At 55.6% G+C, this 23,579-nt stretch carries 24 protein-coding genes, 1 tRNA gene and 1 riboswitch; of the genes, 7 read left to right on the forward strand and 18 right to left on the reverse strand.

Going from position 1 to position 23,579, the window contains the following annotated elements; genetic code table 11:
- Window positions 1-117 precede the first annotated feature (117 nt).
- Genes ACYQ3S_RS00605 through ACYQ3S_RS00615 form a run of 3 tightly spaced genes read left to right on the forward strand, consistent with a single transcriptional unit; the run spans window position 118 to window position 2,519 of the window.
- Entirely contained in the window at window positions 118-1,035 is a 918-nt protein-coding gene (locus ACYQ3S_RS00605; protein WP_459686845.1) for an ATP-binding cassette domain-containing protein, read from the forward strand.
- Window positions 1,032-1,781, forward strand: coding sequence for an ABC transporter permease (locus tag ACYQ3S_RS00610; RefSeq protein WP_459686846.1), 750 nt, complete (start codon window positions 1,032-1,034; stop codon window positions 1,779-1,781). The genes ACYQ3S_RS00605 and ACYQ3S_RS00610 overlap by 4 nt, the downstream gene beginning before the upstream one ends.
- Before the next feature lie 3 nt (window positions 1,782-1,784).
- Window positions 1,785-2,519 (forward strand): ABC transporter permease, encoded by a 735-nt coding sequence (locus ACYQ3S_RS00615; protein WP_459686847.1) that lies wholly within the window; start codon window positions 1,785-1,787, stop codon window positions 2,517-2,519.
- Window positions 2,520-2,594: 75 nt separating this feature from the next.
- On the opposite strand, the gene ACYQ3S_RS00620 is transcribed toward ACYQ3S_RS00615, so the two are convergent.
- The 4 genes from ACYQ3S_RS00620 to mtaB form a co-directional block, all read right to left on the reverse strand.
- Window positions 2,595-2,670 (reverse strand) — tRNA-Val (locus ACYQ3S_RS00620).
- A 43-nt stretch (window positions 2,671-2,713) separates the two neighbouring features.
- Window positions 2,714-3,277: an elongation factor P gene (efp, locus tag ACYQ3S_RS00625; protein ID WP_054325979.1), complete on the reverse strand. Its 564-nt coding sequence runs from the start codon at window positions 3,275-3,277 to the stop codon at window positions 2,714-2,716.
- 199 nt (window positions 3,278-3,476) lie between these two features.
- The gene (locus ACYQ3S_RS00630; protein WP_162838358.1) at window positions 3,477-3,623 is read right to left on the reverse strand and encodes a hypothetical protein; all 147 of its coding nucleotides are present in this window, start codon (window positions 3,621-3,623) and stop codon (window positions 3,477-3,479) included.
- 58 nt (window positions 3,624-3,681) lie between these two features.
- Complete coding sequence (gene mtaB / locus ACYQ3S_RS00635) at window positions 3,682-4,971, reverse strand: tRNA (N(6)-L-threonylcarbamoyladenosine(37)-C(2))-methylthiotransferase MtaB (RefSeq protein ID WP_459686848.1); 1,290 nt, start codon at window positions 4,969-4,971, stop codon at window positions 3,682-3,684.
- A 174-nt stretch (window positions 4,972-5,145) separates the two neighbouring features.
- Between mtaB and ACYQ3S_RS00640 the strand changes: the two genes are divergently transcribed.
- Both ACYQ3S_RS00640 and ACYQ3S_RS00645 read left to right on the forward strand, forming a co-directional pair.
- Window positions 5,146-5,445, forward strand: a complete 300-nt coding sequence (locus tag ACYQ3S_RS00640; protein WP_054325982.1) for a hypothetical protein — start codon at window positions 5,146-5,148, stop codon at window positions 5,443-5,445.
- 34 nt (window positions 5,446-5,479) lie between these two features.
- Complete coding sequence (locus tag ACYQ3S_RS00645) at window positions 5,480-6,400, forward strand: C40 family peptidase (RefSeq protein ID WP_459686849.1); 921 nt, start codon at window positions 5,480-5,482, stop codon at window positions 6,398-6,400.
- Window positions 6,401-6,437: 37 nt separating this feature from the next.
- On the opposite strand, the gene ACYQ3S_RS00650 is transcribed toward ACYQ3S_RS00645, so the two are convergent.
- From ACYQ3S_RS00650 to ACYQ3S_RS00680, 7 genes are all read right to left on the reverse strand, one after another.
- Entirely contained in the window at window positions 6,438-7,022 is a 585-nt protein-coding gene (locus tag ACYQ3S_RS00650) for a hypothetical protein (RefSeq protein WP_459686850.1), read from the reverse strand.
- A gap of 109 nt (window positions 7,023-7,131) precedes the next feature.
- On the reverse strand, window positions 7,132-8,049 hold the full coding sequence (locus ACYQ3S_RS00655) for a hypothetical protein (protein WP_459686851.1): 918 nt from the start codon (window positions 8,047-8,049) through the stop codon (window positions 7,132-7,134).
- A 66-nt stretch (window positions 8,050-8,115) separates the two neighbouring features.
- The gene (locus tag ACYQ3S_RS00660; RefSeq protein WP_459686852.1) at window positions 8,116-9,318 is read right to left on the reverse strand and encodes a class I SAM-dependent methyltransferase; all 1,203 of its coding nucleotides are present in this window, start codon (window positions 9,316-9,318) and stop codon (window positions 8,116-8,118) included.
- 93 nt (window positions 9,319-9,411) lie between these two features.
- Complete coding sequence (locus tag ACYQ3S_RS00665; protein WP_459686853.1) at window positions 9,412-9,972, reverse strand: ABC transporter ATP-binding protein; 561 nt, start codon at window positions 9,970-9,972, stop codon at window positions 9,412-9,414.
- Window positions 9,969-10,736 carry an ABC transporter permease gene (locus ACYQ3S_RS00670; RefSeq protein ID WP_459686854.1) on the reverse strand — a complete coding sequence of 256 codons (768 nt, stop codon included), beginning with the start codon at window positions 10,734-10,736 and terminating at the stop codon, window positions 9,969-9,971. The genes ACYQ3S_RS00665 and ACYQ3S_RS00670 overlap by 4 nt, the downstream gene beginning before the upstream one ends.
- Window positions 10,711-11,733 carry an ABC transporter substrate-binding protein gene (locus tag ACYQ3S_RS00675; RefSeq protein ID WP_459686855.1) on the reverse strand — a complete coding sequence of 341 codons (1,023 nt, stop codon included), beginning with the start codon at window positions 11,731-11,733 and terminating at the stop codon, window positions 10,711-10,713. The genes ACYQ3S_RS00670 and ACYQ3S_RS00675 overlap by 26 nt, the downstream gene beginning before the upstream one ends.
- 13 nt (window positions 11,734-11,746) lie before the next feature.
- Window positions 11,747-11,989 (reverse strand): TM1266 family iron-only hydrogenase system putative regulator, encoded by a 243-nt coding sequence (locus tag ACYQ3S_RS00680; RefSeq protein WP_459686856.1) that lies wholly within the window; start codon window positions 11,987-11,989, stop codon window positions 11,747-11,749.
- A gap of 256 nt (window positions 11,990-12,245) precedes the next feature.
- Here ACYQ3S_RS00680 and ACYQ3S_RS00685 point away from each other — a divergent pair, with 256 nt between their 5' ends.
- Complete coding sequence (locus ACYQ3S_RS00685) at window positions 12,246-12,419, forward strand: DUF1540 domain-containing protein (RefSeq protein WP_082396669.1); 174 nt, start codon at window positions 12,246-12,248, stop codon at window positions 12,417-12,419.
- A gap of 55 nt (window positions 12,420-12,474) precedes the next feature.
- Here the strand turns inward: ACYQ3S_RS00685 and ACYQ3S_RS00690 are convergent, their stop codons facing one another.
- The 5 genes from ACYQ3S_RS00690 to proS all read right to left on the reverse strand — a co-directional run bounded on the left by ACYQ3S_RS00690 (window position 12,475) and on the right by proS (window position 19,205).
- The gene (locus tag ACYQ3S_RS00690; RefSeq protein WP_459686857.1) at window positions 12,475-13,653 is read right to left on the reverse strand and encodes a cation:proton antiporter; all 1,179 of its coding nucleotides are present in this window, start codon (window positions 13,651-13,653) and stop codon (window positions 12,475-12,477) included.
- Window positions 13,654-13,708: 55 nt separating this feature from the next.
- Window positions 13,709-13,786, reverse strand: a riboswitch (Fluoride riboswitch).
- A gap of 4 nt (window positions 13,787-13,790) precedes the next feature.
- Entirely contained in the window at window positions 13,791-14,708 is a 918-nt protein-coding gene (locus tag ACYQ3S_RS00695) for a diacylglycerol/lipid kinase family protein (RefSeq protein WP_459686858.1), read from the reverse strand.
- A 23-nt stretch (window positions 14,709-14,731) separates the two neighbouring features.
- Window positions 14,732-16,639: a molecular chaperone HtpG gene (htpG, locus tag ACYQ3S_RS00700; protein ID WP_459686859.1), complete on the reverse strand. Its 1,908-nt coding sequence runs from the start codon at window positions 16,637-16,639 to the stop codon at window positions 14,732-14,734.
- Between the two features lie 220 nt (window positions 16,640-16,859).
- Window positions 16,860-17,738 (reverse strand): mechanosensitive ion channel family protein, encoded by an 879-nt coding sequence (locus ACYQ3S_RS00705; RefSeq protein WP_459686860.1) that lies wholly within the window; start codon window positions 17,736-17,738, stop codon window positions 16,860-16,862.
- 27 nt (window positions 17,739-17,765) lie between these two features.
- Window positions 17,766-19,205 (reverse strand): proline--tRNA ligase, encoded by a 1,440-nt coding sequence (proS, locus tag ACYQ3S_RS00710; protein WP_459686861.1) that lies wholly within the window; start codon window positions 19,203-19,205, stop codon window positions 17,766-17,768.
- Between the two features lie 81 nt (window positions 19,206-19,286).
- On the opposite strand from proS, the gene ACYQ3S_RS00715 reads away from it, so the two are divergent.
- A complete protein-coding gene (locus tag ACYQ3S_RS00715; RefSeq protein WP_054325992.1) occupies window positions 19,287-19,589 on the forward strand; it encodes a carboxypeptidase-like regulatory domain-containing protein in 303 nt (100 codons plus the stop codon).
- Between the two features lie 72 nt (window positions 19,590-19,661).
- Here the strand turns inward: ACYQ3S_RS00715 and ACYQ3S_RS00720 are convergent, their stop codons facing one another.
- Window positions 19,662-21,479 (reverse strand): S-layer homology domain-containing protein, encoded by a 1,818-nt coding sequence (locus ACYQ3S_RS00720; protein WP_459686862.1) that lies wholly within the window; start codon window positions 21,477-21,479, stop codon window positions 19,662-19,664.
- A 23-nt stretch (window positions 21,480-21,502) separates the two neighbouring features.
- Window positions 21,503-23,257: a threonine--tRNA ligase gene (gene thrS, locus ACYQ3S_RS00725; protein WP_459686863.1), complete on the reverse strand. Its 1,755-nt coding sequence runs from the start codon at window positions 23,255-23,257 to the stop codon at window positions 21,503-21,505.
- Between the last annotated feature and the right edge of the window lie 322 nt (window positions 23,258-23,579).

Here is a 23,579-nt window from a genome sequence, read left to right on the forward strand (position 1 = left end):
CACAAATTTCAATCTGTTTGCAAAAAAGTAAGGTAATTGTAAGGTAGGCTTCATCCTATTGTAATCTTCTCATTGTATTATTGCACTATAACAAAAAGAGAAATGGAGTGTTTCCCTATGACGCAAAATCTGGTTGAAACAAAAGGGCTTTGCAAGAGCTATGGCGGTACGCTGCGCGTCAAGGACCTGCACATGCAGGTGCCAGAGGGCGCGATTTACGGTTTTCTCGGCCCCAACGGCGCCGGAAAGTCCACCACCCTGAAAATGATCCTCGGCCTGGCGCATCCTACCGGCGGCGAAATAGACGTATTCGGCAAACGGATGAATGCGAAAAACCGCCTGGATATTTTAAAGGATATCGGTTCCCTGATCGAATCCCCTTCCTATTACGGCCATTTGACCGGCGAGGAAAATCTGAAGATCCTGCAGACGCTGCGGAAGGTTCCGGAACAGAATATCCGCGAGGCGCTCGAAATCGTGCGTCTGACCAGCCAAAAGGACAAGCAGGTCGCGCATTACTCCCTCGGTATGAAGCAGCGGCTTGGATTGGCCGCCGCACTGCTTGCGCATCCCCGCCTGCTGATACTCGACGAGCCAACCAACGGTCTGGACCCTGCGGGGATTCAGGAAATGCGTGAATTGATCTGCGATCTGCCGCGCCGCTTTGGCATGACCGTGCTGGTGTCCAGCCACCTGCTCAGCGAAATCGATCAGATGGCGACCCATGTGGGCGTAATCGCGGATGGCGCACTGGTCTACCAAAATACGATCGACCGTCTCCACGAGAAAAGCGAGCATCATCTGGCGCTTCGCACGCTCAACAACCCGCTGGCGCAGGCGATCCTGACCCATGACGGCGTGGTCAATGACCTGGATGCCGACGAGCTTATCCTGCCGCCGCTGGAAAACGAAAAAGTCGCGCACTGCGTCGCCCTGCTGACTGACAACGGGATTGGCGTGCTCCGTATTGAAGAACGCCGCAAAAACCTGGAGGATATTTTCCTGGAACTGACGGAGGGGGCGGCAAGCTTATGAAAGCGCTCAAAATGGAGTTTTTCAAATGCAGGCGTCGCCGGTTATGGCTCCCCCTGCTGGTTATGCTGGCGGCGCAGCTCGCCTGGGGGCTGTACAGCCTCCGCGCGCTGTCGGAGCGGGAGCTGCAGCAGGGCTGGGCGATGATCCTGTATAATTTCCCCATGCTCAACGCCATGATGACGCCTGTAATCGCGGCCGTGGTCGCCTCCCGTCTGGCTGATATTGAGCATAAGGGGCAAACCCTCAAGCTACTTGAAACCGTGCAGCCAACCGGTTCGCTGTTCGACGCGAAGCTGATCTGCGGCGCCGCATACATGACCGGTTTTCTCGCCGTGCAAATGGCGGTTGTCCTGCTGTTCGGCATCTGCAGCGGTTTTGCCGGAAGCCCGCCGGTGACAAAGCTGGCGGAATATTTTTTCTCCAGTTGGGTCACAACCCTGGCGATCCTGCTCTTACAGCTTGTCCTGTCCCTGCAGATACAAAATCAGATGATCGGCATGATTGTCGGACTGATCGGCTCGTTTATCGGACTGTTCTCCCTGTTTTTCCCGCCCAGCTTTCAAAAGGCTTTCATATGGGCGTATTACGCGCTCCTGTATAACACCGGCATGGCATGGGACGCGTCGACCCGTATCTCAGATTATTACTTCATCGACTTCAATCTCAGCGGCTTTCTTTGCCTGATCGCATATTTTCTGGTGATTTATGGGGTTGGCCGTGTGCTTTTTATCCGGAAGGAGGTCTAAACTATGCTGTTACGCGCAATCTATGCAGAATTTCGCAAGCTGCATCGCTCGTTTATCTGGCTCGCGCTTATCATTCTCCCCATCGTGTCCGCAGGATTGGGGACGGCGAATTATTTGAATAACCTGGGCCTGCTCACGGACCAGTGGTATTCGCTCTGGACACAGCACGCCCTGTTTTACTGTACGCTGTTCGCTCCTGCCCTGACCGGCGTCTACTGCGCTTATGTCTGCCGTCTGGAACATCTGAACCGCAACTGGAACACCGTGATGACCCAGCCGATCCCTGTCAGCGTCATGCTGGTTTCCAAGCTTTCCGTCGTATCCTTTTTGACGCTGCTCACGCAACTTTTCATCGGCATGCTATTCGTAATCAGCGGTAAGCTTGCGGGGCTGACCGATCCTGTTCCATTTGCGCTGGTCTACTGGGTATTCCGCGGCTGGTGGGCGCTCACGGTGCAGGCGGCGCTGCTGCTTTGCGTTGCGCTGGTCATCCGGTCGTTTGCTGTTCCCGTTGCCGCGGGCATCCTTGGTGGATTTTGCGGGTTGCCCGCGCTGGTCAAGGGCTTCGGCGTGTACTTTCCTTTCTCTCTGCTCAGTCTCGGGATGTGTTCCCACCATCCGATCGAGCCAATGGACTGCAGTGCGGCGGCATTCCTTATCAGTTCGTGCTTTTACCTGCTTCTGGGTCTTGTTGCCAGCCTGCTGTGGCTGAAAAAAAGCGATACCAAAACAACATAAAAAGGAAGCGCGGCGTGCCGCGCTTCCTTTTATCCCATTTACAAAGAAAAGCCGTTTCGTCAGAAACGGCTTTTATGGTGGACATTGACGGGTTCGAACCGCCGACCTTCCGCACGTCAAGCGGATGCTCTTCCAGCTGAGCTAAATGTCCATGGAAAGGACGGTAAGCATACCGTCCGTATCCGCTTGTGCAATCAGTTCTTGCAGCGCTCGAGATACTCGCCCGTACGGGTATCGATCTTGATGCGCTCGCCCTGTTCGATGAACAGCGGAACCTGAACCGTAGCGCCGGTCTCAACCACTGCGGGCTTGAGCGTGTTGGTCGCCGTATTGCCCTTGAAGCCCGGATCGGTCTCGGTGATCTCCAGCTCAACAAAGAGCGGGGCTTCTACCGCAAACACACTGCCCTTATAGGAGCAAACCTTGACGTTTTCGTTTTCCTTGACAAAACGGAAATCGTCACCGAGCGTGTCCTTGCCAATCGGGATCTGCTCGTAGGTTTCGTTGTCCATGAAGTAGTAAAGGTCGCCCTCGTTGTAGAGATACTGCATATCGCGGCGCTCTACATATGCGGTTTCATATTTATCAGTCGGATTGAAAGAACGCTCGGTGACAGCGCCGGTGATCACGTTCTTCATCTTGACGCGAACAAAAGCAGCACCCTTGCCCGGCTTTACATGCTGGAACTCGATAACCTGCTGCACCTGACCGTCCATTTCAAAAGTAACGCCATTACGAAATTCGCCTGCGGTCATAATCGGTATTCCTCCAAAGAAAAAATCCTCATTTTGCTGTCCTCACGAACAGCGCTTATTTATATTACCCCAATTTTCCCGTTTTGGCAAGAGGATTTTTCAATTTTTATCAAAAAATTTTTCACTCCCCAAAACAGGCAAACGGCGCCGTTTCATAAAACGGCGCCGCGCAGGCCCTATTCCCTTATATGTCGTGGCAGGTTCAGCAGCAGCAACCGCAGTTGTTTCCGCAGTTGTTCATATCGCTGTATCCATTGTTGTTCTGGCAGCAGCAGATCCAGATCAGGATGACCACGATAATGATCCACCACCAGTTGTTTTCGCCCCAAAGAGAATTAGAAGAACACATAAGTTATTTCCTCCTATCAAAGATTTCACTTCATACTATGGAGGAAGTAGCGCGTTGGTTACACGGCGTCAGAAATTTTTCCCAGTAGTCCGTCCCGAAACAGACCCCGCACCTCTACGGCTACCGGCGTATTCTTGGAAATCCCTTCCCCTTCTATATAGATCGGAAAGCCATATTGCCCATGCGACATCCAGCGTCCGTCCACGCAGTGTTCCGGCAGGGCCTCCAGCGTTTTCCCCACAAACCGTCCAAGGTATTTCTCTGTGAGCGCGGCCGCGGCCTTTTTAGCACGCGCGGCCCGTTCCGCCTTCACTGCTTTCGGCAGCTGCCCGTCCATTCGGGCGGCGCGCGTCTTTTCACGGACCGAAAACGGGAACACATGTACTGCGGAAAACGCGCATTTTTCCAAAAACGCAAGCGTTTGTGCGAACTCCTCTTCGGTCTCCCCGGGAAAACCAACGATCAGGTCGGTCGTTACCGAGCAGTCCGGAAAATATTTTTTCAGCAGTTGTACTTTTTCATAATACATTTCCGTTGTGTATTTCCTTCCCATACGCTGCAGCACACTGTCGCACCCGCTTTGCAGGGACAGGTGAAAATGGCGTGCAAGGTTGGAAAAGCCTGCTGACCGCTCGCAAAACTCCCTGTCAACAATGCGTGGGTCGAGAGAGCCCAGACGGAAACGCATTGCGGGATTGGCTGCCAGCAGGCGGCACAGCAGATCGGTCAGGGACACCGGTGGAACCAGGTCGCGGCCGTAAGAGGCGATCTCGATCCCCGTCAGGACGATTTCATGCACGCCCTCCCGCAAAAGGCGGGCGGCTTCCTGCAGCGCCTGCTCCGGCGCCATGGAGCGCACCCTGCCGCGGGCATAGGGAATAATACAGTAGGCGCAGAAGTTGTCGCAGCCGTCTTCGATCTTCAGCAAGGCCCGTGTGCGCCCATCCGGCACGCCGGCAGGCAGATATTCAAAGCAGCCCTGTCCGTCCCGCTCCTCCTCTGCCAGCGGCAAATGGAGAACCGCGTTTTCACACAGGCCGATCACTGCGGCTCGATCGCGCGTGCCGCATATGATATCGACCTCCTCCGTTTTTCGGATGCGCTCCGGATCGATCTGCGCAAAACAGCCGCACGCGGCAATCACGGCATGCGGATTTTCCTTGCGCAGCTTATGAAAAGCGCGGATGTTTTTATGGTCCGATACCGAGGTGACCGTGCAGGTGTTAATAATGACAGCATCGGCATCATTTTCCACAATTTCATGCCCGCGCGCTTGTGCAAGTTGCTGTAACGCTTGCGTCTCAAACAGATTCACTTTGCAGCCCAACGTAAAAAAAGCAAATTTCATGCAGCACTCCTACCGGATAAATTGGTATATTTTCTCTGTATTATAGCATAAAATCAATCGCTTTTCCAAGGAAACTTAAATTTAATTTGACAAATCCAGGCATACATGGTATACTGTTTCCGTAATGTAACCTGAGACTGTAATCACTTTGTAACTATTAAGGAGTGCATATCTATGCCTACCACCGCCAAGAAGAACGATCTTCTGGAATATAAAGGCCATCCGCTGATGCGCAAGGAGAATATCATTTACTACGGTTCCATGAGCGATTCTCACATCATTATGATGCAGATCCTGGATGCCGGCGAGGTCAAAGGGCTCCCTGTCGCAAAGCGCGTTTCCGTACAGCTCCAGCAGACAAACCCCAATGTCCGCATGAAAGAGCGTATTGTCAAAAAAACCGAAAAAGACAGCCTGTGGGCGGCGATGGATATCGCCTCGATCTGGCTCGGACGTGCGCTCAACAGCAAGTAAAAGCCGAAGCATGGTAAAACGAAGGAGCTTATCCATGAATTCACCAAAAAAATTGATTCGGATCGCTGTCTCGGCCGCTTTAGCGGCTTCGATGCTTCTGCCGAATGCTTTCGCGTTGTATCCCGCAAAGGTCAAGGCGGACGCCCTGTATCTCCGTGAGGCCCCTGAGGGAAACATTATCGCAACCCTGCCGCAGGATACGGTGCTGGCCGTGGTCAACAACAGCAACAGTTGGTTCAAGGTCGTTGTAAACGGCCGCGAGGGTTATGTCAGCGGCGAATACCTGACCGGTACGCTGACCAGCGACTTTAATTTAGGGACCGGCCATATCGTCTGCGATACGACCGTCAATCTCCGCGAACAGCCCAACACCTCTTCCACGGTTCTTGCCTCCCTGTCCAACAGCACCGCCGTTTCTGTGACCGGCGTGTACCAGGGATGGTATAAGGTGTCCTGTAATGGCAAAAACGGATACGTCCATCCGGATTACATAACATTTGCCGCGGTGCAGACGCCGGCTCCGGCAGAGAACAAGGCTCCGGTCACCCCAGCTTCCAACGTTGTTTCCTATACCGGAACAAGCGAAGCGCGGGCGGAGGTTCTGGAATACGCAGCCCAGTTCCTCGGGACGCCCTATGTTTACGGCGGAAGCTCCCCCAGCGGTTTTGACTGCTCCGGCTTTACCTCCTATGTATTTAACAATACGGTAGGGTCCATCCCCCGGGTGGCGCAGTCCCAGTTTAACGCCACAACGCATGTTTCCCGCGAGGAGCTGCTGCCCGGCGATCTGGTGTTCTTTGGGAGCAGCGCTTCTTCCATCAGCCATGTCGGCATCTATGTGGGAGACGATACGTTTATCCACTCCCCCCACACAGGCGATGTGGTAAAGTATGAATCTCTCTCCGGCAGCTATGCGTCCCGTTTCCAGGGCGGCGGACGAGTGATTTTCGATTGATCAAAAGCCTTTCGCTGTATACAGCGAAAGGCTTTTTCTATGCCTCCAGGGAAATGGCTCCATCCGCAAAACGGATTGCTTTCGGTTCTATCCCCCATGTCATAAGCTGACGGTTCAGGCTGTCCGCTATTTGCTCGGATATCTTTGCTGCGGTTTCCTCCGGTAAAACAATACCGGCAATTTCCATCGTGGCGCAGTCCAGCTTTATACTGCCTGATTCCGCCGATATATTCCAAACGCTATACACCTTGCAAGGGTCTGGCAGGAACAGTACCGCCGTTCTCATCCCCCCTGTCGCAAGCCCGCTGTCCACCAGGCTTTGCTTCTGCACGGACGCCCCCAGGGACACGGTTCCATCCTTGCTGATTTTTGTAGTGATGCCGTCCGGTGAAAACGGAAGCGCCTGCACGATCAGCGTACACAGGTCATCCTCGCTGAGCTGCATTTTCATCTGGAGATCCTCCTCTTCTTCTGTCTGCGGCGCCGGAGCGGAATGTTCCGGCTCCTCCGCCCCTATTTGAGCGGCTGGGTGACCAAGCAGCATCCTGCCGATCATCAGCAGGCACAACAGCATGCAGACACCCAATATCAGCGTATATATGAAACTGCGTTCCTCATCCATAAGGTATTCCCGCCTCTTTTCATTCTGTCGTTACCGAATTATATGCATGTGCGCCGCAGCATATGAAAAAAACCTGCTGGGAGAATCCCAGCAGGTTTTTCCATTTTATTCAGTTGCAGCACTTAGAGGAATTCTTATTCCCGCAGCCGCAGCTTCCGCAAGCGTTGCCGCCGCCGACATTGCCGGTCATGCAGTCCGAAAACTCCTGCTTGGGCGGGAAGAATTCATCGATCGGGAACTCAAAGTTCGCAAAGATCGCACACGGGTCCTGCGCTTCACCAGCACCGCTGTTCGAGCAGTCGCGGCGCGGCAGGCAGATGTCGTAAGCCGGCATCAGCAGCTGGATATCGCGTTCCAGACGAATGATCGAGAACTGACCCAGCGTAATGAACAGCTGGTAGCCATCGGTACCCAGAACGAGATCGTCGCCCTGGAAGCAGGTGCCGATCGCGCGCGGCACTTCATTCAATGCGCAGCAGCAGCAGTTGCAGGAAACCTCCGGCGCTACGACGCGGGCATCCAGCAGAATCGGGTCAACAACCTCCACCACCGCGGTCGGCTTGTTGCTGTCCGGACAGAGCTGGACATCCATGCCATCCTCTACAAAGCGGGACGAGAAAATGCGTGCGCCGCCCTCGCCGCCGAACAGGACGACACGCTTGTCAAAGACGGACAGACCATCGATGATGCGGGGGCGTCCGACCAGACAGCTCACTTCGCACTCGATCTTGTAGAAGAAGCGAATATCAATCGTGTAGAACCCACGGTTGAACTGCACCTTCTCCACATCGATCTTGACGCAAAGCAGCTCCGCGGAGCGCGGCTTCACCGATACGATGCCGCCGGAATTGAGCAGCTCCTGCGCATCGCGGCACAGATATACCCGAATATCGCGCAGGCATTCCTTGCTGCGGCAGGAATCATAAACTTTACTGGTGTGAACACAAACCGCCTCACGGATACCGCCGGCAACGTTATTATTACCATTGCCGCAGATCGGGCCGGGGCAGCAGACTTTATCAGCCATGTATATTACCTCCAAATAGTGATTGAAGAGACTTCAATACCAGTCTATTCAAAGGTACGCCGTGTGTTACTGCACCAAATCCTCGTCTGTGACAAAGAATTCCTGCTCCATATCCATGCAGCGGCGGTCCAGCTCGGAGGTCGTGCCAAGCAGCCGCCGCACGGCGTCATATTCCTGCCTTGCCCTGGGATTCTCTTTCCCAGTGCGCACTGCGCGTATCAGCAGGTTTTTCGGCGTGTCAAGCGGCGAAATATATTCAACCACGGAAACGCGGTAGCCCTCCGCCTCCAGTTTGAGCGCGCGCATACTATCGGTCAAAACATCGTTGAATCGCGCTTTGAATACCCCGTGTTTGGTCAGGGGTTCGAGGTCGGGCAGACGGTACTGATCCAGCAATTCCTTGTGGCAGCACGGCACACAGGCAATATATCTTGCCCGCGCGCGTATCGCGGTCGCCAATGCAAGGTCGGTCGCGATATCGCACGCATGCAGGGAAATCACCGCCGTTACATTCTTCGGCGGCTGGTAGGCTCTCAGGTCCGCGCACTGGAATACCATATTATGATAACCGAGCCGCTTTGCCATTGCCCTGCTCTCTTCAATAACATGCTCATTGATGTCAACGCCGATCACGCGGCACCGCCGCCGCAGCACATTGTGCAGGTAATAATTCATCACAAAGCTGAGATAGGATTTTCCGCAGGCGCAGTCCAGAAGGACGATTTCCTCCCCGTCGTCTTTTTCGAACATAGGGGCAACCAGTTCAACATAGTGGTCGATCTGGTTATATTTGCGGATCATATCGTTTTTGAGCTTCCCGTCTGCGGTGAGGATGCCGATTTCCCGCAAAAGCGGCGCTGCCTGGTCAACGCGGATCAAATACTGCCGGCCGCTGTCCAGCAAGGGGTTTGCCGCAGCCGCCTGCTCCCCGGCTGTCGCTTCCCGCTCCGCTTGCTTCATCTGTACGCCGCGCGCGTCCACCGTCAGCGACACGATGGTGCCGCGTTCGGTATAGGACAACCGCGCTTCGTCGAATTTTTCCGCCTGCTGGGAGAAAAAAGCGCAGAAAGCCGCAGCGTCGACCGCCGTCTCTGTCCCCTGGAAGCGGAGCGTATAGCCTGCCTCCGCCCGTTCCAAGCTGGCGTCAAATTTCTTTTTCCCAGATAGGAATATGCAGTCTGCCCGCACAAAGTAATCCCTGTTTTTTGTCAGCCGCGCCGCAATACCGGTCAATAACAGCTTCAGCTTGGCCTGATCGCCTTTTTGCATACTATTCGCACCTCTTGCCCGCCCTGACCGGCGGTATTTTCCATTATTTTATCATAACATATCACGCTGGTTTTGGCCACGCTGAAAACTGTTTCACAACGCCAGTGTGTGCCAATCGGGAAACAGCTTTTCGGTCCCGTGGGAAACCAGAACAACCGCGCGCCCCCTCCGGTACCGGCGCAGCGCTTCCGCCGCATGCCGGAGAGTCTGCGCGTCCAGACCCGCGAACGGTTCATCAAGCACCAGAATATCTCCCTGCGCCGCAAGCGCCCGCGCCAGCGCGACCCGCCGGCGCATCCCGCCGGAAAGCGTGCAGAGCGGCTGTTCCAGAGCGCTGTCAGGAAGCAGCGCGCTCAGAATGCGGAATGCGGATGCACTGTCGTCGCAGACCAGCGCCACGTTCTGCAAAGCGTTCCAATTTTCGACCAGACGGTCCTCCTGAAACACCGGACAAAAGCGAACCGCAGCCGATACGATCCGCTTCCCGCTGTCGGGCTGCTCCAGCCCCATCATCAGCCGCAGGAGCGTTGTTTTTCCAATGCCGGAAGCGCCGGTTACCTGCCAGCACTCCCCTGGCTCGAGCGTCCAACACAGGTCATGAAGCACCGCGTTTCCGTCAAACGCCTTATCAATATGCTCCATCCGCAGCATCATACGGCGGTCCCCCATTTCCTTTGCACAGCGGCAAGCGCGGAAACCAGCAGACGCTCCAGCGCCAGGCTGAGCAGGATAATCACCAGCGACCACGCAAACAAATCCGCTGTATTCAGATAGAGCTTGGATAAATAAAGCTGCTCCCCAATCGACCGGCGCGGAAGCCCGATGATTTCACCCGCAACGCCGGCCTTCAGCGCCATACCGACGGATACACGGCAGGCGGACAGCAAATACGGCAGACAGGCGGGCAGCCACACGGCTCGCAGGCGTTTGGCCGGCGTCAAATGAAAAAGCCGCGCCATTTCCAGCATTCCCTGATCGGTATGCCGCAGGCCCTCGCCCAAATTGATGTATACAGCGGGAAAAACAACAAAAAATGCGGTTAAGACGGAAATCCATTCCGAACGGACCCAAATCAGCGCCACCACGATGAAACACGCCACCGGAAGGCTTTTCATCCCCTGTATCAGCGGCCCGAGCAGCATGCGGAGAACCGGCATCCTGCGGCAAACAACGGCAAGCAGACAGCCTGCGCCAAAGGCCAGCAAAAAGCCCGCCGCGATTTTCCCCAGCGAATGCGCGATTGAAAACCAGAATTCGCTGTTCCGCAATAGGGAAAGCAGGCTCCGCACCGTCGGTACGGGGCCTGCAAATAACAGCTTGGGCAAGAGCACAGCCGCCGCCTGCCAAACAGCCAGCCAGAAAAGCGCGGTCACGCCGATGCGGAACCAGCGCTTAGCCCAAATAGTAGAAGCCTTCATCGGGCAGTGTTCCCCCTACCGCGTCCGGCGCGATCCCGTAAAGCATTTCCAGATAATCCGAAACCCAGTCCTTCATCTCCTGTCCCGACGCTGCCGCCACAGGGTTGAAATTGGTCAGCACGAGCTGCGCTACCGGCGCCTTGACGATGCCGTATGCTTCGATCAACTGCGCGCCCGCCTCCGGATCGGAAACGACCGTTTCAACGGACTGCTGATGATCCTGCACGAACTGCGCTACCGCCGCAGGATGCTCATCCGCAAACGCCTTGCGGACGACCGTGACGCCGGTCGCAATTCCCTGCCCATTCGGACTGTACGTTTTCCATGCGTCTTCCAACGGGAAATTCATTGATAGTTCCTGATCCTGCATCAACGCAACGGTTGCGAAAGGCTGCGGCAGAATGCCGACCGCTTCCGCATCCTGCGACAGTGCGGATACCACCTCGGTCGCCTCGCTTTTAAATGCAATCGTCAAATCGCTTTCCTCAATACCGCTTTTGTCAAGCAGGTAGCGCAGCGTCCACTCCGGCGTAGTCCCCTTGCCGGTCATATAAATGGTCCTGCCCGCTAAGCCCTCAATCGTATTCAAGGCCTCGTCGTGAGAAACCGCGTATAATACGTTTCCGGCGTTGACATCCAACACCTGCACGCCGCCCTCGGTCCTCTGGTACAGGGTTGCCGCCAGATTGGTCGGGATAAGCGCGATGTCCACCTCGTCTTTACCGATCAACGGGACGATCTCGTCCGCGGAGGTATAGAGGTCGAACTGGTAATGCGTTTCGTCCCCCTCGTTGTCCTTCATCATCTGAACCAGCCCCATGGCCGTAGGCCCTTTCAGGGCGGCAACGCGGATGCTTACCCCGTCCTCGTAACCGGCTTCCACCGTCGCTGTTTGCTGCTGCTCAGGCTCCTGCGGCGTCGTATCGCTCTGTCCGCAGCCCGCAAGCAGGGATAACGCCATCACCGACGCCACGAAACTGGATAAAATACGTTTCATTTTCATTCTCTCCTTATTTTGCCATCATGGATTTGACCTGAACATGCTTCAGGCGGCCGAGCTTGCCGCACAGTGCGTTGATCGTATCGATCGTGCTGTCCATCACAATCGTAATGATCGAACAGCTTTCACGATAATGCGGCAGCCCCATGCGCCCAATGATCGAGTCGCCATATTCGTGAAGCAGGGCGTTGACTTCGCCGCTGGATTCGCGGTCCTCGACAATAATGCCCAAAATCGCAATACGGTTTTCCATTTTATTCCTCCTGCAACAAAAAACGCCCTGTATCCACACGACACAGAACGCCCGTTTTATGGTTTTCGCTCTTTCATCGCAGATCGAATCTTTGACAGCAGACAGTGATTTTATGCAGACGCTCGCCCGGCAGCGCACGCTTTCGGGAAAGGAAGTCTCCGGAAAAAGTATACCCCAATTTGCTCGATTTTGTCAATGTATATTTCGCCCGCGATCGGAGAGACTAATGGGGAAATCAAAAAAGGAGGTCTTTCTTATGGATCGTTCAAACTGCAACAAGGCAATCCGCTGCACGGTCAATCAGTGCGCCAATCACAGTGACGGTGCAGAGTATTGCGCGCTGGACTGCATCACCGTAGGCACGCATGAGGCCAACCCGACGGTCGATCAGTGTACTGACTGCAAATCTTTCCAGAGAAAGTGCTGCTGATCTCGATTTCCCGATGCAAAGGAGCGGATGCCGCCTGGCACCCGCTCCTTTCCATTTATTCTTTTCGCAGCAAAACCTTATAGGTGCGCTCAACGCCAAATGCGCCGAGCGGGGCGGTAATCAGGATCGACAGCACCGCGACAGTCAAAACGATCTGTCCGCACGCCAGACCCATGGAAAGCGGCACGGCGCCGATTGCGGCCTGCACCGTTGCCTTCGGCATATAAGCGATCATACAGAACAGCCGCTCCTTTGCGTTCAGCACAGTCCCCAGCATACAGCAGAATACGCCGGCCATCCGGAACAAAAGCACGCAGCACAGCAGCAATACAACGGCAGGGCCGGCCTGCGCCGCATAGCGGATATCGACAGCGGCACCCACCAACACAAACAGAAGCACCTCCGCCGCGACCCATAGCTTGGAAAACTTGACCGACAGACGCGCCGCGGCTTCGGGCCTGTTGTGCTGCAGCAAGATGCCAAGGCACATAACAGCGATCAGACCGGAAAACGGAACAATGCCTTTCACGCGGTTTTCCAATGCCACCAGCAAAAATGCGGCGCTCAGAATAATCAGCACCTTTGCCGTATCGCGCATGTGTTTTTTCTGAAAAAGCAATGCAAGCAGGCGTCCCAGCGCCGCGCCACACGCTATGCCGAGCAGGATCGACAGCGGGATCTGCAAGAAATCCATCACGGCAACCGTATCCCCTTGTGCAAGGCCTGTGAAAGCGGTAAACAGCACAATGACAAAGGCATCGTCCACCGATGCGCCCGCGAGAATCATCTGCGGTATGCTTTTGGCTGTCCCATAGCCTTCCTCCATCAGCCGGAGCATTTTCGGCACAATAACCGCGGGCGATACCGCCGCAATGACCGCTCCCATAACCGCTGCTTCCAGAGCGGTAATCCCCAGCATCCTCGGCGCCAGCAGCACCATGCCGCATATCTCAAAGCAGGCCGGCACAAAGCACATGAGCACGGCCGGCCGCCCCACGCGTTTCAAATCCGCGATATTCAGCGACAATCCGGCCCTTGTCAGAATGATGATCAGCGCGAGCTGCCGCAGGTCGGCACTGATCCCCAACAGCGCAGGGTCTAACAGGTTGAGTACACAGGGGCCGAGCAGGATGCCTGTAACCAGCATACCGAGCAGGCTTGGCAGGCCGATCCGGCCAAACGCCCATCCGAGCAGCATCCCCAACAGGAACACATACGCCAAACTTGTTAACATGAACTTTTCCCTCCATTTTTGGCGGAGCATAAAAAAGCTGATGCCCCGCACGTTTTTTCGTGCAGAAGTCATCAGCTTTTTCAAGCGGTTCAGGCGGCATGCGCCAAGGGAGAACTTCATTCCCTGTCCCTATTATATCAGGCTTCCTCTGCCTTTTCAAGATTTTTTGTATCGCCGGCGACAAATGTGATCGCCCGACTGAAGTTTGTAATGTCCGCGTGCTTTACCGCACCGCCAAACTCCCCATCCAGCGTCCACAGGACATCGTCCTCCGCATCAAACGTGATCTGCGACGTCCGGAAATACACAAAGCGGTTGGAGTCCACATTTCCCGTCAGCAGGTCATTGGCAAGCCACTGAAGCTCCATGGGGTTTTCTACCGGATAGACCAAAAGCACCTCATACAAGCCATCGTCCAGCGCTACATCATCCGTTGAAATCGTTTTGAAGCCTCCGACAGAGACGGTATTGGACACCATGCCGAAAATAAAATCGTCCTCCACCGTCATTTCCGCGCTGTTCACACGCATATGGTGCTCCCTGATGTTGGTCAGCGATTTGACGCCTTCTATGATATACGCTGCGCGGCCAAAGACGTTTTTGGTCTGCTGCGGTGTGGCGTAAGATACCTCGGTAAACACGCCGAACGCCGCGATATAGTTGAAATACCGTTCGTTGAACATCCCGATATCGAGCGCCTGCAAATTGTCGCTGGCTGCGACAGCCGCCGCCTCCACCGGAGATTTGGGTATGCCCAGGCTGAGTGCAAAATCGTTTGTCGTACCCGCAGGGATATAACCAAGCGGCGGACGGGTCTGCGCTTCCATCAGGCCGGTGACCACTTCGTTGAGCGTCCCGTCCCCGCCCGCACAGACAATGCGGTCAAACTCCGCCGCCCTTTCCCGCGCAACGCGGGTTGCGTCTTTCGTCCCCTGCGTGGCATAGAGGGTAACGTCGTAGCCCGCCTTCTGGAATGTGCTCACACAATCGACGACCTTGCCGGCGATTGCGCCGCGTCCCGCATGCGGGTTGACGATCCAAAGCAGCTTTTTCATCCAGGCATACCCTCTCCTCTAATTTACGAAATCAAACCGCACACCGCGTTGGCATAGGACACCGGATCATCAACCGGCAGCCCTTCGATCAGAAGCGCCTGCGTATAGAGTATTTCCGCGTAGACCGCAACCTTATCCGAGTTCTGCTGCTGCAGCTCGCAAAGCTTTTTGAAAACCGGATGCTCCGCGTTCAGCTCCAAAATGCGCTCCGCGTGTACGCGCTGGCTATCGTCGAGCGCCTGCTGGTTGAGTACCTTTTCCATCTCTAAGGTCACAGGACCTTCCGCGCGCAGGCAGCACGGATGACTTTTCAGGCGGCCGGTTAATTCCACTTTCTTTACCTTACCCTCCAGTGCGGTTCCCAGCGCAGACAGAAGCGTCTCATTCTCCTCGGTCAGCTTTTTGATTTCCGCCTTTTCATCTTCGCTCTCCAGCCCAAGGTCCGCGTCAGCGATCGACTTGAATTCTTTCTCCTGATAGCTTGCCAGCATTTTTATGCAGAACTCATCGATGTTATCATCCAGGCACAGAACCTCGTAGCCCTTGTCGCGAAGCGTCTCCATCGCCGGCAGCAGTTTGATCTTATCGATCGTTTCCCCGCAGGCATAGTAGATATATTTCTGTTCCTCCTTCATGCGGGAAACATATTCCTCCAGCGTGACCAGCTTATCCTCGGTGGAGGAATGGTAAATCAGAAGATCCTGCAGCAATTCCTTATGCGCGCCGTAGTCCACATATGCGCCATATTTAATCTGGCGTCCAAATGCTTTCCAGAACTTTTCATAATCCTCGCGCTTGTCCTTCTGCATTTTGAGCAGCTCGCTCTTGATTTTCTTCTCAATGCTCTGCGCAATCGCTTTCAGGTGGCGGTCGTGCTGCAGCATCTCACGGGAAATATTGAGCGAAAGATCCGCTGTATCCACCATACCGCGCACAAAGCTGAAATGGTCGGGCAGCAGGTCGGCGCACTTATCCATAATCAGGACGCCATTGGAATAAAGCTGCAGCCCTTTCTCATAGTCCTTGGTATAGTAATCCATCGGCGCATGCGCGGGGATGAACAGCATCGCCGTATAGGTCACCGCGCCCTCTACGCTGGAATGGATATGGCAGAGCGGGGGCTGGTAATCGTAAAATTTGGAGGTATAAAACGAATTGTATTCCTCCTCCGTCAAATCCTTTTTGGACTTTTTCCAAATCGGGACCATGGAGTTGAGGGTCGTGTTTTCCGTGTATTCCTCCCATTCCGGCTGGTAATCCTCCCCTGTATCCGCCGGCTTTTCCTTCATGCGGGAGCGCGTCATGTCCATCTTGATCGGATACCGGATATAATCCGAATACTTCTTTACCAATGCCTGTATCCTGTAGGGTTCCAGGAATTCGTCATAGGTTTCGTTTTCCGTATTTTCCTTGATTGTAAGCGTAATACGGGTGCCGTTTTCTTCTTTTTCACACGGCGTTACGGTATAGCCGGCCGTGCCGTCGGATTCCCAACGGTTTGCCTGGTCGCTGCCGATCGCACGGGACACGACCTCTACATGGCTTGCGACCATAAATGCCGCATAGAAGCCAACGCCGAACTGGCCGATAATATCAATATCCGCCTGATCCTGGTTCTCTTTCTTAAAAGCAAGCGAGCCGGATCGGGCAATCGTACCCAGGTTGCTTTCCAGCTCCTCCGCTGTCATGCCGCAGCCGTGGTCTTCAATCACAAAGCGGCGGTTTTCCTTGTCAAGCGTCAGCTCGATCGGTAAGCTGTCGCGTGTGATGCCGGTCTTGCCTTCTTTCATTGCGTTATAGTAGAGCTTATCCGTTGCATCCGAAGCGTTGGAGATCAGCTCCCGCAGGAAAATTTCTTTATGTGTATAAATCGAATTGATCATTAAGTCCAACAGGCGCTTGGACTCCGCCTTAAATTGTTTCTTTGCCATGGTCGATGCACCTCTATTGATGAAATGGTGTTAGCACTCTAACACTTCGAGTGCCAACACTGTTATGATAATACCATGGAAAGGAAAAATCAAGCCCTCCCTCCAAAATTCATTTTTTATTCAAAAAGAAATGGAAGCTGAATTGCAATAAAACAAAAAGGGCCACATCATAGCGATATGGCCCCTTTCTGCTGTTTTACTGCTTGTGCTACACGAATTTTTACGGACTGCCGTTTCCTTTCTGCACGACGACCACATGCGGATAGGCAATTTCGATTCCTTCCTGCTCGTAGATTTTCTTGATATTTTCCTGCACCGTGCATTTCAGGCTGAACGCGGTACCGTTGTCCTTGGCCCAGAGCGACGCGCGCAGCGTGACCGCGGATTCCGCCAGCGCCAGCACGACCACCTGTACCAGCGGCGCGCCCGCCGCAACCTGTTCGGACGTGCGCACATCAAGGAAGTCCGGCTGGCGGGCGATCTCCTGCGCGAGCAGCTCCTTGGCGCGGGCGATATCGGATTCATAGGTCACGCCGATCTCGAGGAATGCGCAGACGCGGCTGTCGCCATAGTCCGCATTTTCGATAATGGAATTGTTCATCACGCTGTTCGGCACGATCACGCGCTTGTTTTCGTAGGTGCGGATGGCGGTGTGGCGCAGGGTGATCTCCTCGACCACACCGGAAATGTCGTTATCCACACAGCGCACCACGTCTCCAATCACAAACGGTTTGAACGCCAGAATCATCATCCCGCTGACTATGCTGCCCAGCGCCTCCTGCGATGCCAGGCCGCCGACCACCGCGAGCACGCCGCCCGCGGCCATCAGCTTGTTCATACCCGCGCTGAGCGCCGGTATGTTGGAAACGATCACCGCGAAGCCCGTGAAATACAAAGCTGCAATCGCAAGATACCGGCAGAACGCCAATATCGTCGCGTTGCCGCTGCTGACCTGCTTCTGCCGGTCGATCAGCCGGAACATAATCCGGTTAACCACCCGTACGCAGACCAGCGTCACAATACTTGTGGCCGCGATAAACAGTGCGGTCAGTGCGATGCCGGGCAAGCCGTTCTCTATCAAGTTTTCCAGCCAGCTCACCAAGGCATCCCTCCTTCCGCCGGATCTTTAATACGCGATACCCCAAACGACCATTTTGTGCGCCGGTTTCCCGCATACCGGACATACGTCCGCGATATGCTCCTGCTCGAACGGCATGCAGCGGCTCGGCATACCGGTCTCCTCCTTGATCTTTTCCTCGCAGGCGAGGTCACCGCACCACATGGATTTGATAAAGCCGGTATGCTCGGCGAGGATCGACTTCATCTCGTCAAGCGATTTCGCGGTATAGGTGTGCTCCTCACGGTTTTTCAGCGCCTTCTGGAACAGGGCATCCTGAATTTCCTGCAGCAGCGCCGGAATTTTTTCCGTCAGCTCTTCAAATTTCACAACGGTCTTTTCACGGTTGTCACGGCGTACCAGAACACACTGCCCGTTTGCGATATCGCGCGGTCCGACCTCCAGCCGGAGCGGCACGCCCTTCATCTCGTACTCGGCGAACTTCCAACCGGGGCTGTTTTCGGACAGGTCGATCTTGGCGCGCACACCAGCCGCCTTTACCATTTCATAAAGCTCCTGCGCCTTTTCGGTCACGCCCTGCTTATGGCTTGCCACCGGAATGACAACAAGCTGTGTCGGCGCAATACGGGGCGGCAATACGAGGCCTTCGTTGTCGCCATGCGTCATAATGATCGCGCCGATCATGCGCGTAGACATGCCCCAGGAGGTCTGGTACATGTATTGGAGCGTATTGTTTTTATCCGTGTACTGCATGCCGAACGCACGCGCGAATCCGTCGCCGAAATAGTGCGAGGTGCCGGACTGCAGCGCCTTGCAGTCATGCATCATGGCCTCGATAGTGTAGGTTTTCTCCGCGCCCGCAAAGCGTTCCTTTTCGGTTTTCTCCCCCTTGATGACCGGAATAGCGAGCCATTCCTCCGCAAACCTGGCGTAAATATTCAGCATGCGGAGGGTCTCCTCCATCGCTTCTTCCGCCGTTGCATGGACAGTATGCCCTTCCTGCCACCAGAATTCCCGACTGCGCAGGAACGGACGGGTGGTTTTTTCCCACCGGACTACGCTGCACCACTGGTTATACAGCTTCGGCAGGTCGCGCCAGGAGCGAACGATTTTCGCGTAATGCTCGCAGAACAGCGTTTCCGACGTCGGACGGACGCAAAGACGCTCTTCCAGCTTTTCCGAGCCGCCATGCGTGACCCAGGCCACCTCGGGCGCAAAGCCTTCGACATGGTCCTTTTCCTTCTGCAGCAGGCTTTCCGGTATGAAAATCGGCATCGCGACGTTTTCATGTCCGGTCTCTTTGAACATACCGTCCAACGCCTGCTGGATGTTTTCCCACAGCGCCTGCGCGTACGGACGCATGATAACGCAGCCCTTGACCGAGGAATAGTCGATCATCTCCGCTTTCTTCACGATATCGGTGTACCACTGCGCAAAATCCACATCCATGGATGTGATTTCGCTGACCAGCTTCTTCTGTTCTGCCATAATTGTATTCCCTCACCTTTTCCAAATAGATTTCATAAAATAACAATAGATTCTTATGTATCAAACAAAGGGGTAATCACTATGAACCTTTCTCAGTCCTTTTATGTCAAGCCTGCGGCTCATGAGGTCGTCGATACCACGGTATCCCTATATCTGGATCAGCGCCCCGCGGTTGTCGGGACAGTAGTGGATCAGAACGGGAAACCGGTTGAGGAAGCGCTTGTGACCTTTTACCGCGCGGACGCGCCCGCCACGCCTGTGAGCGCGCTGTATACCGACGAGCTCGGCCGCTTCACTTTCGGCCCGCTGGAAGCCGGCCAGCTTTACCACGTCAAGGTTTTCAAGCGTTCCGACGCGATCCGCGCTCTGGAACAGGGGAACTAAGCCCTACCGCGGACGCACAGGGCATCGTATTGCACACAAAACTTTTTCATTCTTTACCCCCGATGCGCCAGACTATGAGTTGACCCCGACGCCGAGCGCATCCAGCCGCGCCTGCTCGACCGCGCATTCCTCTTCCGTATAGCCGGAAAATCCCATGCCCGGCCTGTTGACCAGCGCGCGCAGCCGGCCGTTCTCAATCGCATATTCGTAGGAGTGGTAATCCGCCATCCCCATCACATAGGTGTACTGTACACGCACCACACCCGCCTCCGCACAGGTGATCCGGTCAAAGGTCAGTCCATGCGCGGGCTGGTTTGCCAGCAGCACGGTTTCCATACCGTCCGCCGCAATGCGTATCGCTTCGGTACCCGCCAGCGTAAACACTCCTGCGCCATAATACCCCGGGCGTTCGTCCGCCGGCGAGGTCAGCAGCACATAGCTGCCGTCTGCGGGGTCGATCTCGCAGTCATATACCGGCTTGTCTGTGATCTGCAGCAGCTTGCCATCCTCTGCCCGATACAGCCCCGCCGTACCCCAGGCGCAGGAGCCGTTATCTGACAGGAGCTTCGGCGCATTCTCGCCCTGCCAATAGGCCAATACATCCTCTGTCCACTGTGCCGCGTGTTCCGGCAGGGGATATCGGTTTTCTACCGTGTAGCTTCCGGCCGGCTCACCGTCCCAGCTCCAGCCCGAGATCACCGTGTGTTCGGCCGTGATATTTTCCATCAGCAGCAGGCCGCTGCTCAGGACAACGGACAGCCGATCCCCGGCTGCAAGCGGCAGGGCGCTGGCACCGTTTTCGTCCAAACGGTAGAATTTATCCTCACTGGCCTGGAACACGCAGCCATCCTCTCCCTGCAGGCAGGAGAACAACGCGTCGCTTCCCTCTTGCTTTGTCAGAGAAAGCACCGCTTCCGTCTCCGCGCCACGGACCGCATAGACCGTATCCCCCTCCGGTTCACGGAGCAGGAGGTAGTCTGTCCCTCCCGCGTATCCCATGATTTTCGCCGTGCTTCCCTCCGGACCGCGCAGCAGCTCTTCCGCTTCCAGCGTCTCCGCATCGAGGCGGAAGCATACATAGTCATGCCCTTCCGACGCTTTCTCGCCATACAGTTGATTCAGAGGGGATTTGGAATAATAAATTACGTCAATTTCATCATCCGCACAGCGCACCACCGGCACGCCCGCAATCACACAGGACAGGCGGTAATCCATATCATTGAATCCGTGCAACGTATCCTGCGTATATTCGCGCGGCAAAACGTCCCACGCCGCCTTCTTGAACTGCTCCAAGGAGAATACGCCGCGGTCGATCAGTTTCTGCGCGACCGTAATGCCGTTTGTGTCCTCATATTTGAGGTAGTATTCTCCCAGCAGGCGTGCGGACAGCGATACCGCGTCCCCGCGGACAAAACCCGCCCGGTCGCAGTCGCCCTCCTCATCTACGCCGTAAACCCCCAGAAAGTCATAGCTTTCCTCATCCGTTGAGGCGCGCGCAAGAAACGTGCAGTACTGCCCATAGGTCACGCTTTCCTCCGCGCCGTATCTGGTTGCGGATACGCCGCGCGTCAGACCGCTTTGATACAGCCAGGCAATATAGGGGTCCGCCCATTCGGGTACATCGGTAAAGGGGTGCGTCCACGCTCCTTCCAGCGCGGTCTGCTCTGCGCCGAGGAAGCGCGTCAGCATCACAGCCGCCTCTGCGCGCGTCATGGGCTGTTCCAGCTCAAACCCCTTTTCCGTCCCCCGAAACAGGCCGAGGTCGTACAGCATCTGCGCCTGCGCTTCCGTGTCGCCCGGATAGGCGTTGTCGATCGTGCCGACGTTTGCCGCTCCTGCGGCAAACGTCATCAACAATACTGCAAAACAAGTGGCAGCCAGCTTTTTCATAGCCCTATCCCCTTTCCAGTGGATTACCGCAGCTTTTCTTTCACCTCATAGGACAGCTTTTCGATGAACTCCACCAGTTCCATCGGCGTGGTCTCGCCGGTTTTGCGCTCGCGCACCGAAATGATGCCCTTCTCCTCGTCCTTGTCACCGATAACGACCATATACGGCACCTTATGCACCTGCGCCTCACGGATCTTGTAGCCGATCTTCTCGTTGCGGTCATCCATGCTCACGCGGAAGCCCGCTTCGGTGAGCTGCCTCACGACCTCCTGCGCGCAGGGGATATTGCGGTCGGTCATGGGCATAACGCGCACCTGCTCCGGCGCGAGCCAGGTGGGGAACGCGCCCGCAAAATGCTCGGTGATGACGCCGATGAAGCGCTCGATCGAGCCGAGCACCACGCGGTGAATCATGATCGGGCGGTGCTTTTCGCCGTCCGCGCCGATATACTCCAGTTCAAACCGCTCGGGAAGCTGGGAGTCCAGCTGGATCGTGCCGCACTGCCAGGTGCGGCCGAGCGAATCGGCCAGATGGAAGTCCAGCTTGGGACCGTAGAACGCGCCGTCGCCCTCGTTGACCACATAGTCCTTGCCCATCTCGGTGATGGCTTCCTTGAGGATATCCTGGTTGTGCTCCCACTGCTCGACCGTGCCGATGTGATCCTCCGGCATGGTGGACAGCTCGATCTTATAACTCAGGCCGAACACCGAGTACACCTCGTCGAACAGCTTGACCGTGTTCTTGATTTCATCCTTCATCTGGTCCGGCGTCATAAAGATATGCGCGTCGTCCTGCGTGAAGCAGCGCACGCGGAACAGGCCGTGCAGCGCGCCGGACAGCTCGTGGCGGTGGACAAGGCCCAGTTCACCTACGCGCAGCGGCAGCTCGCGGTAGGAGTGCGGCTGGGACTTGTAGACCAGCATGCCACCCGGGCAGTTCATGGGCTTGATAGCAAAGTCCTCGTCGTCAATGACCGTGGTGTACATATTGTTCTTGTAGTGCTCCCAGTGGCCCGAACGCTCCCACAGCTTGCGGCTGAGGATGACCGGCGTGGAAACCTCGACATAGCCGTACTTCTTGTGGACCTCGCGCCAGTAGTCGATCAGGGTGTTCTTGAGCGTCATGCCATTGGGGAGGAAGAACGGGAAGCCCGGCCCTTCCTCGGTCAGCATGAACAGGCCAAGCTCCTTGCCCAGACGGCGGTGGTCGCGCTTCTTGGCCTCCTCCAGCATGTTCAGGTAGGCGTCCAGTTCATCCTTCTTGGGGAAGGCCGTGCCGTAGATACGCTGAAGCATCTTATTTTTGCTGTCGCCACGCCAGTATGCGCCGGTGACGTTCATCAGTTTGATGCCGTTTCCCTTGACGCGGCCGGTGGTATCCAGATGCGGGCCGGCACACAGGTCGGTGAACTCGCCCTGCTTGTAGAACGAGATGGTAGCATCCTCCGGCAGGTCGTCGATGAGCTGCACCTTGTACGGCTCGTCCTTTTCCTCCATCAGCTTGCGCGCCTCGGCGCGCGGCAGCTCGAAGCGCTCGAGCGGCAGCTTCTCCTTGCAGATCTTCTTCATCTCGGCCTCGAGCGCGTCCAGATTCTCCTGCGTAAAGGAGAACGGCGCGTCGAAATCGTAGTAGAAGCCGTTTTCGATCGACGGGCCGATGGCGAGCTTGACCTCGGGATACAGGCGCTTGACCGCCTGCGCAAGGATATGGGATACCGTGTGACGGTAGGTGTCGCGGTATTCCGGATTTTCAAACGTGTACTTGTTTTCTTCGGACATAACAGTGTTCCTCCTTTTGTATTTTTGGGGGAGAACGAAAAAGCCCACCCCCGACATAAAATCAGGGGTGAGCATAAACCCACGGTTCCACCCTGCTTGCAAGCCCGTTTTCGGCTTGCCGCTCTGGAGTCCGTAACGAGGACGACACGCCGCGGCATACTGCGCTTTTCCGCCGCGGGGCTCGGGAATCGGTGCCGCTTTCTCCGCGCCTGCGGACGCTTTCAGCCGCGTCGTCCGCTCTCTGCCAGACGCTTGTTGGATACTTACGGGATTTCCGTCATCGCTTTTGCTTATGAATACATTTATATTATACCCCGAGCCT

This window comes from Agathobaculum sp. TL06 (assembly GCF_054658635.1).

Coding starts and splice junctions, on each gene's coding strand:
- ACYQ3S_RS00605 (WP_459686845.1), top strand. CDS start 118: ATGACGCAAAATCTGGTTGAAACAAAAGGGCTTTGCAAGAGCTATGGC.
- ACYQ3S_RS00610 (WP_459686846.1), top strand. CDS start 1,032: ATGAAAGCGCTCAAAATGGAGTTTTTCAAATGCAGGCGTCGCCGGTTA.
- ACYQ3S_RS00615 (WP_459686847.1), top strand. CDS start 1,785: ATGCTGTTACGCGCAATCTATGCAGAATTTCGCAAGCTGCATCGCTCG.
- ACYQ3S_RS00630 (WP_162838358.1), bottom strand. CDS start 3,623: ATGTGTTCTTCTAATTCTCTTTGGGGCGAAAACAACTGGTGGTGGATC.
- mtaB (WP_459686848.1), bottom strand. CDS start 4,971: ATGAAATTTGCTTTTTTTACGTTGGGCTGCAAAGTGAATCTGTTTGAG.
- ACYQ3S_RS00640 (WP_054325982.1), top strand. CDS start 5,146: ATGCCTACCACCGCCAAGAAGAACGATCTTCTGGAATATAAAGGCCAT.
- ACYQ3S_RS00645 (WP_459686849.1), top strand. CDS start 5,480: ATGAATTCACCAAAAAAATTGATTCGGATCGCTGTCTCGGCCGCTTTA.
- ACYQ3S_RS00650 (WP_459686850.1), bottom strand. CDS start 7,022: ATGGATGAGGAACGCAGTTTCATATATACGCTGATATTGGGTGTCTGC.
- ACYQ3S_RS00655 (WP_459686851.1), bottom strand. CDS start 8,049: ATGGCTGATAAAGTCTGCTGCCCCGGCCCGATCTGCGGCAATGGTAAT.
- ACYQ3S_RS00660 (WP_459686852.1), bottom strand. CDS start 9,318: ATGCAAAAAGGCGATCAGGCCAAGCTGAAGCTGTTATTGACCGGTATT.
- ACYQ3S_RS00665 (WP_459686853.1), bottom strand. CDS start 9,972: ATGATGCTGCGGATGGAGCATATTGATAAGGCGTTTGACGGAAACGCG.
- ACYQ3S_RS00670 (WP_459686854.1), bottom strand. CDS start 10,736: ATGAAGGCTTCTACTATTTGGGCTAAGCGCTGGTTCCGCATCGGCGTG.
- ACYQ3S_RS00675 (WP_459686855.1), bottom strand. CDS start 11,733: ATGAAACGTATTTTATCCAGTTTCGTGGCGTCGGTGATGGCGTTATCC.
- ACYQ3S_RS00680 (WP_459686856.1), bottom strand. CDS start 11,989: ATGGAAAACCGTATTGCGATTTTGGGCATTATTGTCGAGGACCGCGAA.
- ACYQ3S_RS00685 (WP_082396669.1), top strand. CDS start 12,246: ATGGATCGTTCAAACTGCAACAAGGCAATCCGCTGCACGGTCAATCAG.
- ACYQ3S_RS00690 (WP_459686857.1), bottom strand. CDS start 13,653: ATGTTAACAAGTTTGGCGTATGTGTTCCTGTTGGGGATGCTGCTCGGA.
- ACYQ3S_RS00695 (WP_459686858.1), bottom strand. CDS start 14,708: ATGAAAAAGCTGCTTTGGATCGTCAACCCGCATGCGGGACGCGGCGCA.
- htpG (WP_459686859.1), bottom strand. CDS start 16,639: ATGGCAAAGAAACAATTTAAGGCGGAGTCCAAGCGCCTGTTGGACTTA.
- proS (WP_459686861.1), bottom strand. CDS start 19,205: ATGGCAGAACAGAAGAAGCTGGTCAGCGAAATCACATCCATGGATGTG.
- ACYQ3S_RS00715 (WP_054325992.1), top strand. CDS start 19,287: ATGAACCTTTCTCAGTCCTTTTATGTCAAGCCTGCGGCTCATGAGGTC.
- ACYQ3S_RS00720 (WP_459686862.1), bottom strand. CDS start 21,479: ATGAAAAAGCTGGCTGCCACTTGTTTTGCAGTATTGTTGATGACGTTT.
- thrS (WP_459686863.1), bottom strand. CDS start 23,257: ATGTCCGAAGAAAACAAGTACACGTTTGAAAATCCGGAATACCGCGAC.